At 55.2% G+C, this 14088-nt stretch carries 12 protein-coding genes; 10 read left to right on the top strand and 2 right to left on the bottom strand.

Annotated elements, in window-relative coordinates:
- The first annotated feature begins 9 nt into the window (after nucleotides 1-9).
- Genes AC6I8K_RS21470 through argE form a run of 3 tightly spaced genes read left to right on the top strand, consistent with a single transcriptional unit; the run spans nucleotide 10 to nucleotide 2269 of the window.
- The gene (locus AC6I8K_RS21470) at nucleotides 10-432 is read left to right on the top strand and encodes a RidA family protein (RefSeq protein WP_064739899.1); all 423 of its coding nucleotides are present in this window, start codon (nucleotides 10-12) and stop codon (nucleotides 430-432) included.
- Nucleotides 433-441: 9 nt separating this feature from the next.
- The gene (locus tag AC6I8K_RS21465; protein ID WP_064739900.1) at nucleotides 442-1116 is read left to right on the top strand and encodes a DUF1028 domain-containing protein; all 675 of its coding nucleotides are present in this window, start codon (nucleotides 442-444) and stop codon (nucleotides 1114-1116) included.
- Nucleotides 1109-2269, top strand: coding sequence for an acetylornithine deacetylase (gene argE / locus AC6I8K_RS21460; protein ID WP_483818310.1), 1161 nt, complete (start codon nucleotides 1109-1111; stop codon nucleotides 2267-2269). Before AC6I8K_RS21465 ends, argE begins: the two co-directional genes overlap by 8 nt.
- Here the strand turns inward: argE and AC6I8K_RS21455 are convergent.
- Nucleotides 2252-3286, bottom strand: coding sequence for a LacI family DNA-binding transcriptional regulator (locus AC6I8K_RS21455; protein WP_483818311.1), 1035 nt, complete (start codon nucleotides 3284-3286; stop codon nucleotides 2252-2254). The genes argE and AC6I8K_RS21455 overlap by 18 nt on opposite strands.
- A gap of 216 nt (nucleotides 3287-3502) precedes the next feature.
- On the opposite strand from AC6I8K_RS21455, the gene AC6I8K_RS21450 reads away from it, so the two are divergent.
- The 4 genes from AC6I8K_RS21450 (at nucleotide 3503) to AC6I8K_RS21435 (ending at nucleotide 8748) form a co-directional block, all read left to right on the top strand.
- On the top strand, nucleotides 3503-4531 hold the full coding sequence (locus AC6I8K_RS21450; protein ID WP_064739903.1) for an ABC transporter substrate-binding protein: 1029 nt from the start codon (nucleotides 3503-3505) through the stop codon (nucleotides 4529-4531).
- Nucleotides 4532-4652: 121 nt separating this feature from the next.
- Nucleotides 4653-6875, top strand: a complete 2223-nt coding sequence (locus AC6I8K_RS21445; RefSeq protein ID WP_497827551.1) for an ABC transporter permease — start codon at nucleotides 4653-4655, stop codon at nucleotides 6873-6875.
- Nucleotides 6872-7933 carry an ABC transporter ATP-binding protein gene (locus AC6I8K_RS21440; protein ID WP_008109395.1) on the top strand — a complete coding sequence of 354 codons (1062 nt, stop codon included), beginning with the start codon at nucleotides 6872-6874 and terminating at the stop codon, nucleotides 7931-7933. Before AC6I8K_RS21445 ends, AC6I8K_RS21440 begins: the two co-directional genes overlap by 4 nt.
- A 14-nt stretch (nucleotides 7934-7947) precedes the next feature.
- Nucleotides 7948-8748: an inositol monophosphatase family protein gene (locus tag AC6I8K_RS21435; RefSeq protein ID WP_497827672.1), complete on the top strand. Its 801-nt coding sequence runs from the start codon at nucleotides 7948-7950 to the stop codon at nucleotides 8746-8748.
- A gap of 142 nt (nucleotides 8749-8890) precedes the next feature.
- On the opposite strand, the gene AC6I8K_RS21430 is transcribed toward AC6I8K_RS21435, so the two are convergent.
- Complete coding sequence (locus AC6I8K_RS21430; RefSeq protein WP_483818313.1) at nucleotides 8891-9529, bottom strand: LysE family translocator; 639 nt, start codon at nucleotides 9527-9529, stop codon at nucleotides 8891-8893.
- 324 nt (nucleotides 9530-9853) lie between these two features.
- Here AC6I8K_RS21430 and AC6I8K_RS21425 point away from each other — a divergent pair, with 324 nt between their 5' ends.
- The 3 genes from AC6I8K_RS21425 to AC6I8K_RS21415 all read left to right on the top strand — a co-directional run bounded on the left by AC6I8K_RS21425 (nucleotide 9854) and on the right by AC6I8K_RS21415 (nucleotide 14085).
- A complete protein-coding gene (locus tag AC6I8K_RS21425) occupies nucleotides 9854-11182 on the top strand; it encodes a ferredoxin reductase family protein (RefSeq protein ID WP_497827550.1) in 1329 nt (442 codons plus the stop codon).
- Between the two features lie 96 nt (nucleotides 11183-11278).
- Nucleotides 11279-12517 carry a lactonase family protein gene (locus AC6I8K_RS21420; RefSeq protein WP_497827549.1) on the top strand — a complete coding sequence of 413 codons (1239 nt, stop codon included), beginning with the start codon at nucleotides 11279-11281 and terminating at the stop codon, nucleotides 12515-12517.
- Between the two features lie 326 nt (nucleotides 12518-12843).
- Complete coding sequence (locus AC6I8K_RS21415; RefSeq protein WP_483818315.1) at nucleotides 12844-14085, top strand: urea ABC transporter substrate-binding protein; 1242 nt, start codon at nucleotides 12844-12846, stop codon at nucleotides 14083-14085.
- Nucleotides 14086-14088 lie beyond the last annotated feature (3 nt).

The raw sequence follows: 14088 nt of genomic DNA, 5'->3' as shown, positions 1-14088 counted from the left end.
GGAACGATTATGCCAACGCATCAACGCATTCGGATGTTTAACACCAAAGAAACCTATCCAAATCAAACGCTGGATAACGATCTCTGTCAGGCGGTTCGCGCGGGGAACACCGTATACGTGCGCGGCCAGGTCGGCACGGACTTTGCCGGCAATTTGGTGGGGCTGGGGGATCCGCAAGCGCAGACCGCGCAGGCGATGAAAAACCTGAAGCAGCTGCTGGAAGAGGCGGGCAGCGATCTCAGCCATATTGTGAAAACCACCACTTATATTATTGATCCCCGCTATCGCGAACCGGTGTATCAGGAAGTGGGCAAATGGCTAAAAGGGGTATTCCCGATTTCAACCGGATTGGTGGTGTCCGCGCTGGGCCAGCCGCAATGGCTGATGGAAATTGACGTCATCGCGGTGATCCCCGACGACTGGAAAAAATAGGGCGGCTTCATGACAGTATCCATTGCAGCACGTTGCCCGGAATCCGGGCAGCTAGGCATTGCCATCAGCTCCTCCAGCATCGCTGTCGGCGCACGTTGTCCGTGGCTGGTGGCGGGGATTGGTGCGGTTTCCAGCCAGAACATCACGTTACCGGCGCTGGGGCAGCAGATTCTGGCACAGCTGGAAGCGGGCCTCACGCCGCAACAGGCACTGAAAAGTGCGCTGGCGGAGGATCGTTTCAGCGAGTATCGCCAGGTGACGGTGATTGATGCCAGCGGCAGCAGCGCCGCCTTCAGCGGGGAACACACGTTAGGCATTTATGCCGTGGTACAGGGCAACGAGTGCGTGGCGGCGGGTAACATGCTGAAGGATAAATCGGTGATTGCCGCAATGGTTACTGCCTTCGAGGCTTCCAGTGGTGAATTGACCAGTCGCCTGATTGGTGCGTTGCAGGCGGGGATTGATGCCGGAGGCGAAGCCGGCCCGGTGCATTCGGCGGCGGTGAAAGTGGTGGATGATTACACCTGGCCGCTGGTGGATCTGCGTATTGACTGGGCGGAAGCCGACCCGGTTGCGGCACTCAATACTTTGTGGCTGGCGTACGAACCGCAAATGCAGGCCTACGTGACGCGCGCGCTCGATCCGCGCGAAGCACCCAGCTATGGCGTACCGGGCGATGAATAGTGCCGTGCGTGAGATCCTCTCGACGTTGCTGGCTTTTGATACCACCAGCCGTGAATCCAACCTGGCGCTGATTGGCTGGGTTGAGGATTTTCTTGCGGCGCGCGGCATGACGGCGCAGCGCATCGTCAATGCCGATGGCAGTAAAGCCAATCTTTATGCGCGCATCGGGCCATCCGGTGAGGGCGGCGTGATGCTCTCTGGCCACACCGATGTGGTACCGGTGGATGGACAAAACTGGTCGCTGCCGCCGTTCGCGCTGACGGAACGTGACGGTCGATATTACGGGCGCGGCAGCGCCGACATGAAAGGTTATCTCGCCTGCGTGCTGGCATCGCTGGATGCTTTTCTCGCCGCGCCGCTGCGGATGCCGCTGCATCTGGCCTTTTCGTATGATGAAGAGGTGGGTTGTTTGGGCGTGCGCAGCATGATCGACTGGCTAAAAGCGTCCCACGAAAAACCCGCCATGTGTATTATTGGCGAGCCGACGCAGATGCAGCCGGTTTATGGTCATAAAGGAAAAATTGGCATGCGCTGCTATGTACAGGGGCGCGCTTGCCACTCCGCTTATGCGCCTGATGGCGTCAACGCCATCGAGTATGCAGCGAAGCTGATTAATCATCTCAGCGCCTCCGCCGTGCAGTTGGCCGCACAGCGGGATGCGCGTTTTGATCCACCTTTCAGCACGCTGCAAACCGGCGTGATTCAGGGCGGCAGCGCGCTGAATATCGTGCCGCAGGATTGCCAGTTTGATTTCGAGATCCGCTACTTACCGAATGCGGATGTGCAAGGCGTTGTTGACGATGCCAAGGCCTACGCTAACCGGCAGCTGTTATCGAGCATGCAAAAAGTGGCGGAGGAAAGCGCAATACGTTTCGAAACCCTTAGCGCCTATCCGGGATTGCTCACCGACCCATATTCGCAGTTTGCCCACTGGCTGGCGCAGTGGAGCGGCAGCGAGAGTTTCTCCACGGTGGCGTTTGGCACGGAAGGGGGATTGTTTGATGAAGCGGGCATCGCCACGCTGGTTTGTGGGCCAGGCAGCATGGAACAGGGTCATAAACCGGATGAGTTTATCGCCATCGATCAACTGGAAAAGTGCTTGCAGATGCTCAGCAATTTGTGCCAGTGGATGCGCTTAGCCGCCGCGCACTGAGCCACGCCACACCACGTCGGCCTGATACAGCAGGCTATCATGCTGCTGCTCAACTTGTGGCGTGAAGCCGGTTTCATCCTGCTCGGTTTGCATCAGCCACTTCACCGCGTCCTGGGCGAACTGTTCCACCGGCTGAGAAAAGGTGGTGAGATTGTAGGATGACCATCCGGCTTGCGCGATGTTGTCGTAGCCGATCAAGCAGAGATCGTCCGGCACGCGCAGCGCAAAACGGTGCCGCGCTTCATCCATAAAGCCGCAGGCGACCAAATCGGTGACGCAAAACACGCCGTCCGGTCGCTGATGACGTGTCAATAAGCGATGCGCCAGGATCTGTCCGCTTTCATACGATGTGGTACCAAAGCGTTCAATCGTCACCGTTAATCCCGCGCGTTCTGCTGCCAAAACAAAAGTATCTTCACGCTTTTTTAGGCTCGGCGTGCCCGCCAGCGAATTGGCAAACGCCAGATGCTGACAACCGGCGCGCTGGAACGCCATTACCGCAGTTTGCGCAGCACTTTCGGCATCGAGATTGATGCTGAGCGATCCCGGCAGCGCTTCGTCGCGGTTGATCAAAATGATGCGCTGGCCGTGCTTGTAACACTGGCGTGTGATGGTGCGATCGGGCATGCCGGAGAGAATGATTGAAGCATCGGCACGGAAATTAATCGCCTGCTGTAAGGCCGCTGAAACGCTGTTGTCCGAGCGATCGGTGTTGATCAGCATCGCCACTTTTCCCGCTTCCTGCAAAAATTGCGTCAGCCAGCGCACCAGACTGGCGCGATAGGGCGTGGCGATTTCCGACACGATGAGGCACACAATGCTGCTGCGGTTGCGTACCAGCCCGCGCGCCAGATGATTAACGTGATACCCCAACTCTTCTGCCGCTTTCATCACCCGTTCACGCGTTGCCGGTGACACGCTGGCGCCCGGCGTGAACGCGCGTGACACCGCCGAGCGCGAAACGCCCGCGCGTTCAGCGACATCCTGCGCGCTTACCACCGCTTTCTCATGCTGCATGCTCAACACCTCTTCACATTCTGGCTGAACTGAGTCTGCCTCAGATTGCAAAGGTGTGCAAACTGCTTTAGATCTCATTTGTTGCATTTTTGTGACATCGCCTAACAATTGCGCAGCGTGGTGTTTGACAGGACATTTCTTGTTCATTACTACTTTGCACACACGTGCAAGAAAAGGTGCCAATGAAGCACCAACCCTACAATCCAGGAGAACACTATGCGAGTCACCTCAATGGCCATCGCGCTATCCCTCTGTTGCACTGCACTGCCGTTCGCCGCCTCGGCTGCGGGGAATTTAAATATGGTCTGCTCCGCCGACGTGGTGGTGTGCGAGCACATGACCAACATCTTCAGCAAGGCGCACCCGGATATCAAAGTGAGTATGGTGCGACTCTCTGCGGGAGAAGCCTATGCACGTTTGCGCAGTGAGGCACGCAATCCGCGCACCGATATCTGGTGGGCGGGCACCGGTGATCCGCATATGCAGGCGGCGGAAGAGGGACTGACGCAGCCGTATAAATCGCCGCTGCTCGATCAGCAGCAAGATTGGGCGCAGAAGCAGGCGGAAAACTCCCATTTCCGCACGGTCGGCATTTACGCTGGCGCGCTGGGTTGGGGCTATAACACCAAATTGCTGGCATCTAAAAAGCTGAAAGAACCGAAATGCTGGGCCGATCTGCTGGACCCAAGCTTCAAAGGGGAAATTCAGATTGCCAACCCAAACTCGTCGGGCACCGCGTATAACACGCTGGCGACGCTGGTGCAGATCATGGGTGAAGACCAAGCCTTTGATTACCTGAAAAAGCTCAATGCCAATATTTCGCAATACACCAAATCCGGTTCCGCGCCGGTGAAGTCGGCCGCGCGGGGTGAAACGACCGTCGGCATCGTGTTTATGCATGATGCGGTGGCGATGGAGGTGGATGGTTTCCCGATCAAGACCGTTGCACCGTGCGAAGGCACCGGTTATGAGATTGGTTCGATGTCGATTGTTAAAGGTGCGCGCAACCTCGCCAACGCTAAAGTCTGGTACGACTGGGCGCTGAGCGCTGAAGCGCAGTCGCACATGAAAGAGGCCAAATCCTTCCAGCTGCCGTCAAACCGTAACGCCGAGATTTCTGAATACGCGCCGCGCTTCGAGAACATCAAGCTGATCGATTACGACTTCAAAACCTACGGCGATTCTGCCAAGCGTAAAGCGTTGCTGGGACGTTGGGATAAAGAGATTGGTGCTAGCGCGCAGTGATGATCCGCGCGGACGGTGGGAAGGTCGTCATAAATGACGCCCCTACAAAACCGCACCCGTAGGGTCGCCATTTATGGCGACCTGGTTAAGCACCGCACGAAACCCGAAGTCGAGGTATGTGATGAATGCAAATAATCGCCGTCTGACAGGCGCGCTGCTCATCGGCGCAGTGGCGTTACTGCTGCTGCCGTGGTTCAGCCTGGAAGCCGGTTTCTTTAGCAGCGGCTGGTTAACCAGTCTGTGGAGTGATAGTGCTAATGCGCCGGCGCTGTGGCAAGTGGGCGCACATCCGTGGCTTGCGGTTGCCATCGTGCTGTTTGTGCTGTGCGCCGGTTGCGGCCTGCTGCCCGGCGCAGCGCGCAGCCGTTTGCTGCTGCTGTTCAGCGCGCTTGGCGTGCTATTCCTGGTGATTGAAGGCCACGCGATTGGCTACAGCGGCTGGAGCTGGCTGTGGCTGGAGAACCGCTTCGGTGCGCTGGAATCCGGCCAACCGGCAATGGGCGCGGGTGCGCTGCTAATGCTGACCACCTTCCTGCTGCTGTTTTCCTTCGCGCTAGCCGAACGCGGCGTGATGAAAGGCGACGCCTTTGTGGTGGCCTCGTTGGTGCTGCTCACAGCGCTGGTCAGCATATTCGTACTTTATCCGGTGCTAAGCATGTTTGTGGTGTCGGTACAGGACGTTGACGGCAGCTTCAAGCCGGATGGTTTGATCAGCAACATTCAGGATCCATCGATCTGGAGCTTGTCATGTTTGTCGGGCGGCACCTGCGGCACCGCATGGCGCACGCTGTGGTTGGCGCTGATGACCGCCGCTGGCTCCACGCTGCTGGGCCTGGCGTTTGCGCTGGCCGCCACACGCACGCCGCTGCCGTTTAAAAAGGCGCTGCGTATGCTGACCATTCTGCCGATCATCACGCCGCCGTTTGTCATTGGCCTGGCGCTGATTCTGCTGTTTGGCCGTTCCGGTGTGGTGACGGAACAACTGGCGGCGCTGTTTGGCATCGAACCGGGGCGCTGGCTATACGGTTTAACCGGTATCTGGATCGCCCAGGTGCTGTCGTTTACGCCGATTGCGTTTCTGGTGCTGATTGGCGTGGTGGAAGGCGTCAGCCCGTCGCTGGAAGAGGCGTCACAAACGCTGCGCGCCAATCGCTGGCGCACCTTTACACGCGTCTCGCTGCCGCTGATGGCGCCGGGTTTAGCCAACGCTTTTCTGATTAGCTTTATCGAAAGCATGGCTGATTTCGGTAACCCGATGGTGCTGGGCGGCAGTCACGGCGTGCTCTCCACTGAGATTTTCTTCTCGGTGGTCGGCGCGCAGAACGACCCGAGCCGCGCGGCGGTGCTGGCGATGATTCTGCTGTGCTTCACGCTGACCGCCTTTGTGCTGCAGCGCTGGTGGCTTGGCGGCAAGAACTTCGCCACCGTCACCGGTAAAGGCGACGGCGGCAAACATGTGCAGTTACCGCGCGTGCTGCGCTTTGGCGTGTACGGCATGGTGATTCCGTGGGGCCTGTTCACGCTGGTGATCTACGGCATGATTGTGGTCGGTGGCTTTGTGCAGTCGTGGGGATTGAATGATGCGCTGACCATCGAGCATTACGTTCGCGCCTTCGGCGTTAGCTTCAGCGACGGGCATCTGCTGTGGAGTGGCGTGGCCTGGAATTCGTTCTGGACCACACTAGAAATCGCGCTGATTGCCGCACCGCTGACGGCGATTGTCGGCCTGCTCACCGCATGGCTGATTGTGCGACAGAAGTTTGCCGGTCGTCAGACCTTCGAGTTCCTGCTGATGCTGAGCTTCGCTATTCCCGGCACGGTTATCGGTGTGAGCTATGTGATGGCGTATAACCTGCCACCGCTGGAGATCACCGGCACCGCGATGATCCTCGTGGCCTGCTTTGTGTTCCGTAACATGCCGGTCGGCGTGCGCGGCGGTATCGCGGCGATGAGCCAGCTGGATAAAAGTCTTGATGAAGCGTCAATGACGCTGGGCGCAAACAGCTTCCGCACGCTGCGTAAAGTGGTGCTGCCGCTGCTGAAACCGGCCATCAGCGCCGCACTGGTTTACGCCTTCGTGCGCGCCATTACCTCGATCAGTGCAGTGATCTTCCTCGTGAGCGCGCAGTACAACATGGCAACGTCTTACATCGTTGGGCTGGTGGAAAACGGCGAATACGGTGTGGCAATTGCTTACTCAACCGTCTTGATTGTAGTAATGCTGCTGATCATCGGCATGTTCCAGTGGCTGGTGGGTGAACGGCGTCTGCGCCGCGTGGCCCGCCCGGTCGATATGGTTGCACCGCCTGCAACAACCTCATTCACTCAGGAGAGAACCGTATGACACGCGTAACCGCTGGATCTGTGGTGTTCGAACACGTCTCGAAACGCTTTGCCGGTTTTGATGCCATTCCCGATCTCTCGCTGACCGTTGAGCCCGGCACGTTGGTAACGCTGCTCGGCCCGTCCGGCTGCGGAAAAACCACCACGCTGCGCCTGCTGGCCGGTCTGGAGCATCCCACCGCTGGACGCATTTTGATCGGTGGCAAAGATGTCACCAACTTGCCCGCCAACGAGCGCGACGTGGCAATGGTGTTTCAGTCTTACGCGCTGTTTCCGCACATGAGTGCGCTCGACAACATCATGTATGGCTTGCAATCGTCGGGTATGAATAAGCGTGAAGCGCAAGATCGGGCGCGCGAAGGGCTGAAGCTGGTTGGCCTGGAACATCAGGGCCAGCGCTTGCCGTCGGAGCTATCCGGCGGGCAGCAACAGCGTATCGCGGTGGCGCGTGCGCTGGTGCTGGAGCCGCAGGTTCTCTTGCTCGATGAGCCGCTTTCCAATCTTGATGAACGTTTGCGTCGCCGCGTGCGCACCGACATTCGCGATCTGCAGCAGCGGCTTGGCTTCACTGCGGTCTACGTCACGCACGATCAGGAAGAGGCGCTGGCGGTGTCCGATAAGATTATTGTCATGAAAGAGGGGGATATTGCCCAGCAGGGTGCGCCGGAGAGCCTCTACCACGCGCCAAATTCGGTGTTTATTGCCGACTTTATGGGCGAAGCGAATATTCTGCCGTGCGAAGTGGAACAGCTGGATGGCAGCGAAGCGCTGGTGCGGCTTGGCAGCCAGCGCTATCGCGTGCGCGGTAATGGGCTAAAAACCGGCGCGGCGCAGCTTTCGGTGCGACCGCAGTTCATCACGCTGCGCGGCGAAGGTGCGGGCGCACTGCGCGGTGAAGTGACACACAGTACATGGCTCGGCGACCATATTGAATATGAGGTCGCAACGGAACTGGGTTCGCTGTTCATTGTGGATGCGGAGATGGAGCAGCAATTGCCGCTGGCATCGAACGTCGCCATCGATTTTAAACCTCAGGGTTTGGCCCTGATTGCCGGTTAATTTAAGGATGGATGATGAGTGAATTAGAGATTGACCCGCTGTTATCACGCCTGATTCTGGCGGAGAAAGTGGCACGAGCAGGCGGCGCGAAGGCGCTGGAGTATTTTCATCAGCGCGACACCTTGGTGGTGGAGACCAAATACGATTTGCAGGATGTGGTGTCACGCGCTGACCGCGAAGTGGAACAGATGATCGACCAGCAGATTCGCGCGCAGTTTACCGACGACGGTTTCCTGGGCGAAGAGTACGGTTTGCAACAGGGGACATCCGGTTATACGTGGGTGGTTGATCCTATTGACGGTACCAGCCCGTTCCTCAACGGCATGCCGAACTGGTGTGTGTCGGTCGCGGTGCTCCACGATGGTGTGCCGGTGATTGGCGTGATTTTCGCGCCGTATTATCAGGAGTGCTACGTGGCGGCCATCGGCCAGGGCGCAACGCTCAACGGCAAGCGCTTGCAGGTGGATGCCGCACGCACGCTGCAAAACCACGTCACCGGTTTCGGCGCCAACAGCCACGTCAGCCCGGAAGAGGTGGGCAAAATCCTCGCTTCGCTGCTGGCGGCGGGCGGGAACTTTATCCGCATTGGATCGGGCGCTTTGATGCTGGCGTGGGTCGCAGCTGGACGTGTGGTCGGCTATTACGAACCTTATATGCATGCGTGGGATTGTCTGGCCGGTTATTGCCTGGTGAAAGAAGCCGGCGGCTGGTATCACCCGTTTAACACCGAAGGAGAACGCTTGCTGAAGGGGGCGCAGGTGCTGGCTGTTGCGCCTGGCGCGGAAGCGGATTTGAAACGGATTGCCGGTTTGTAATCATGATTGTGGTCGCCATTAATGGCGTAGTGCCAATCAGATAAGCACTACGTTTAATCCTCGTACATCCCGTAGCGGCGCGATTTATCGCGCAATAAATTGCGCCGCTACGATCTGCGTCTTCTGTAATGGCGACCGCCCATCAAACCAGAATAAATTCCCGATAACCCGACCAAATCACGTAGATGGCGAAATAAACAAAAATCAGCGCCGAAGCGAGATAGGAGTACTTGAGTAAGCGCGCGCCCAGTAATTTTCCGCCCATGCTGCCAACCAAACACAACACACAGGTCCACACCACGCCGGCGATAAAAAAGCCGCCAAGGAAAGAGGAGGTTGCTGTCGCGCTGCCGTGTCCCATCCGTGAAATCAAGGCACCGCCCACGCTGGCAAACCACAAGATGGCCGTGGGCGATGACATCGCCAACATTACGCCACGACTGAACTCGCGCAGCAGCGATCGATACGGCTGCTGTTCCGTTTCCGGCAGTTCTGCCTGTTTTTGCAGCGCCGCATACAGCATTTTCCCGGCAAACCACAGCAACAGCACGCCGCCCCCAATCCACAGCACCCAACGCACGGCAGTAAATTGCAGCACCACCGCCATCCCCGCCAGCGCCAGCAGCGCATAGATTAAGTCACCAATGCAGGTGCCAATCCCCAAGCAAAACCCGTGAAAATAGCCGCGTTGCATCGCCAGCGTAATCATGGCGATATTGGCGAGACCGATATCAAGACATAACGACAAACTCAGCAGAAAACCATTTGAAAACTGCAGCATAGCAACGTCAGCATCCCTGGCATGTAAATGGAGTGTTATTAAATCACAACGTGTTGCCACAAGTCGCACGATTCGTCGCATGACGGTGGCCAGGCGCCATAACCCGTGCTATCACCCACATATTTCATGCTAATTGTGCTAATTCTGCCGTAAGAAACTTCACGCTCTCATCACAATGTTTAATCTCCTTTTAGCTTGCTCATAAATCTTGATGTTGAGCGTGATAATTTATCCGCCAACATGATGAGGGATAAATAGGAATCTTTTAAGGATGAATAAGTTTTACTTGAACAGAGTTTCGATGGTTAAAGAGGGGGCTTGTTAATGAAAAATATCAAGCGTCTCTATGTGGTCATTTTTCTTGCTGCAATACTGACTTACCTTTTATCAGCAGAATATAAGCATATATTTTCACACTCTATATTATGGGGTTTACGTCAAAACCTGGTTTTCTTATCGGGTACTATGGCATGGTTTGCTATGTCATTTGCCATGATGCTTAGCATTCGCCATCGTGTTATTTCCCGCTGGTGTGGTGGTCTTGATAAATCGTACAAGCTCCATAAATGGTGTGCAATTTCAGCCGTGGTGCTGGCTTTAGTTCACTGGCTGGCAGAGAAAATACCACATTGGTTAGTGGACGCCGCTATTATTTCACATCCGGGAGAATTAGGTCATATACAGATGGCTGTATGGCAGGAGAGCCTGTTGAATTTTGGACTAATATTGGCCGAGTATGGACTCTATATTTTGATGGGGCTTTCAGCGGTATCTATTACTAAAAAAATTCCTTATCATATTTTTTATTACCTGCATAAGGCTTTCCCGGTTGTCTATATTGCCTGTGCTTACCATGTTATGACTTCATTGTTTAAGACAGAATGGTGGCAAACGCCTGCTGCATACCTGCTGGCGGCGGTGACGCTGGCGGCCATCTGGTGCGCATTGCGGGTGCTGTTGCAGCGTACCGGCAGCCACAATACTACGGAAGGCTTTATTCTGCAGGTTAAGGCGGCACCACAAAACATCATAGAAGTGAGGGTACGCAATAGTGCTAATGTCGCGATGTTGCCGGGGCAGTTTGCTTTTGTGCAGTTTGCACACTCAGCTGAACGACATCCATTTACACTTTCTGATATTAATCCTGCCGATCAATCACTGACCTTTTCGATTAAGAAATTAGGGGATTATACCCAGCAACTTGAAAACCATATTTCGCCGGAACAGAAAGTGAAAATTGAAGGGCCTTATGGAAATTTCAATCTTGCTAATTCCGGCAACCAACAGTTATGGATTGCTGGTGGAATTGGCATCACGCCCTTTATGGCAAAACTTAGCCAGGTTGTCAGAAAAGGTGAGCAGCTCGCTGGCGTTGAATTATGGTATTTCACCCGGCCCGATCAGGGAATGACTTATCCAGATAATTTATTGGCTTTGTGTCAGCAGGCAAATGTGGAATTAAAATATTTCACGGTTAATAGCGCGAAGAATCTGCAGAAACGCGTTGCTGAAATGAAAAAAAACCACACTAGCACGGCGCTGGACATTTGGTTTTGCGGTCCGGATGGACTCAAGAAAGGCGTTACTTCTGCGATGAAACAACAGGCAATCACTGTTCAACGGTTCCATGCCGATTGTTTTTCGTGGCGATAATGAACGCATAAATTGAATATTAAATCAGTTATGTGAATACGGTCACCTTTGGTGGCCGCTCTATTACGCCTCGCACGCTATATTCCCCTAGCAGTCATGGCAGTTTCCTCATTAGCGTGGAGTGATAAATTGATTAAATCTAATGATTTCAAAAGGCAGGGTTTAGCATCCAACATAACCGTGGCATTATCTGCTGTTCTTTTCATCATAGCGGGAAGTGCAATGGCAACTGCAGCGGAACATCACAACCAAACGGCTTTAGTGGGCACATGGACCAGCATCCCAGACGCGCCGTTAGTGCAAAATCCGGGTCATCCCAGCGAAGGGTTGTACCGTATGAAGGTCAATAGCGACGGCACGCTGACGCCGCTCGATTTCATCAAAATGAAAAGTCCTTCGTGGATTGTGAAATCACACGATGGTCGTTTTGCCTACACCACCAATGAAGAAAATGCCGGTGCCGTCACTGCGCTGGCCATTGATCACAAGGGCAACGTGCGCGTGATTAACGCGGTGGATAGCCACGGCCAGCAGCCGACGCATGCCACCCTCAGCCCGGATGGAAAATTCCTGTTTGTCGCCAACTATTCGGTGGCAAAAGGCGGTGCCAGCGTGGCGGTGTTCCCGATCCATCACGATGGATCACTCGGCGAGCAGGTACAGACTTTCCCGTTTGTCAGCGGAACCGGTGCGGTGAAAGACCGCCAGGATAGCGGGCACGCGCACTCCACCACCTTCACTCCCGATGGCAAATACCTGTACGCGGCGGATCTCGGCGGTGACAAACTGCATGCCTTTGCTTATCACGCCAACAAGTCACAACCGCTGCAGGCAGATCCTGCGCGTGATGTCACTTTCCCTGCGGGATCGGGTCCGCGTCACATGGTGTTTTCACCCGACGGTAAACATGCTTATGTCATCACTGAAATGGCCGGTGAAGTGGTGGTGTTTGCAGTAAAGGACGATCGGCTGGAGCAACAGGCAAAGGTCAAACTCAACAGCGAAAACAGCAGCGCCGACTATAAAAGCGGTGGCGGCATTATCCTCAGCCCAAACGGCAAGTTTGTAATTGCGGCCAATCGTGGTTCAGATAACAGCTTAGTGGTGTTCCGGATAGAACAGGATGGTGCGTTGGGATCGCCGGTGCGCTACAAAGCGGAGGGTATCGAACCACGCGCTTTGGCTTTTGATGCCAGCGGCAAACATTTGTATGTGACGAATGTCTTCACCAACAACATCACCCTGTTTCATTTCGATGCGCAGAGCGGTGCGCTAAAAGCGGCGGGTGAAGTCGCCAGGATAGCGACGCCGACGGATATTAAGTTTTTTAATTGAGTGGTTTATTTTGGTCGCCATAAATGGCGACCTTATCGGTTTTGTAGGGTCGCCATTTTTGGCGACCGCGCACCTTATTGGTGCCAATTGCTATTTAACAGTGCGCACGTTGTCGTAGCGGCGCAATTTATTGCGCGATTAATCGCGCCGCTACGTGAATGTGCGGTGTTTAATTTATTTGGCCCAGTTATTGCTTAATAAAAATAACGCCCCAACGATGTGGCAACCCTCTTGTAAATGCAGACAGCGCCGTCTGCCGATCGCTTATATTCTCTCCGGCCTCCCGGAACACTCCTATTTTATTCTACTCTTTTCAAGAGGTTGCTATGGCTATTAGTCGTCGTTCATTCATCCAGGGTTCAGCCGTTTCGGCATTAGGCTTGGCCGCGGGCGTTGCACCTAAATTTTCTTTTGCGGCAGACAGAAAAGACGCCATTAAAGTCGCCAGTATTCTCGACTTATCCGGCGGGCTCGATATCTACGGTAAGCCGATGTCGAACGCGATTAATCTGGCGGCGGAAGAGATCAATGCGGCGGGGGGTTTATTAGGTCGCCCGTTGCAGGTGATTAATTACGATGCGCAGTCCAATATGCAGCTTTATGCGCAATACGCGCAGCAGGCGGCGCTGAAAGATAAAGTGGCGGTGGTACACGGCGGCATTACGTCCGCTTCGCGTGAAGTTATTCGTCCGGTATTGGATCGTTTTCGTTCGCTCTATTTTTATCCGGCGCAATATGAAGGCGGCGTGTGCGATCGCAATTACTTCTCTTCCGGTTCTACGCCGGCACAAACCGTGGAAAAGCTGGTGCCTTATGCGGTGAAGAAGTGGGGCAAAAAAGTCTACGTGCTGGCGGCGGATTACAACTACGGGCAAATCGTCTCAGCGTGGGTGAAAAAGTCGGTGCACGATAACGGCGGCGAAGTGATGACGGTTGAGTTCTTCCCGCTGGATGTCACTGATTTCGGTGCGGCGATCTCTAAAATTCAGAGCGCTAAACCCGACATGGTATGGTCAGCGCTGGTCGGTGGCGCGCACATCTCCTTCTATCGCCAGTGGCATGCGGCCGGTATGAGCGGCAAGATCCCGATTGCCTCCACGGTCTTTGGCGGTGGCAACGAACATATCATTCTGTCGCCGGAAGAGAGCAACGGCATTTTGGTGGCCGCTAACTATATGCAGGAAATCCCTTCACCGGAAAACACCGCCTTTGTCGAGCGATTCCATGCGCGCTACGGCGCCAACACGCCTTACATCAGCGACCTCGCGATGGGCGCGTATCAGGGTATGTTGATCTGGGCAGAAGGGGTACGCAAAGCGGGTGATATTGATCGCATGAAGGTGATCGAAGCGCTGGAGTCGGGCGTTACGCTGACCTCGCCGAGCGGCAAGCTGAGCGTTGATCCGGCTACCCATCACTGTTCGCTGGATGTGCACATCGCCGAAGTGGAAAACCATCAGATGAAAATTCTGGAAACTTTCACCGATCAAGCGCCGGTGGATACCGCGATGGTGTGCGATCTGAAGAAAAATCCGCGCGATACCAAACAGTATCAAATTGAGCTGTAACAG

The sequence above is a fragment of the Pantoea sp. X-Soil-ISGK-421 genome (genome assembly GCF_059730785.1).
The sequence above is the reverse complement of the archived record's forward strand: the minus strand, read 5'-3'. Positions and strand labels throughout refer to the sequence as shown.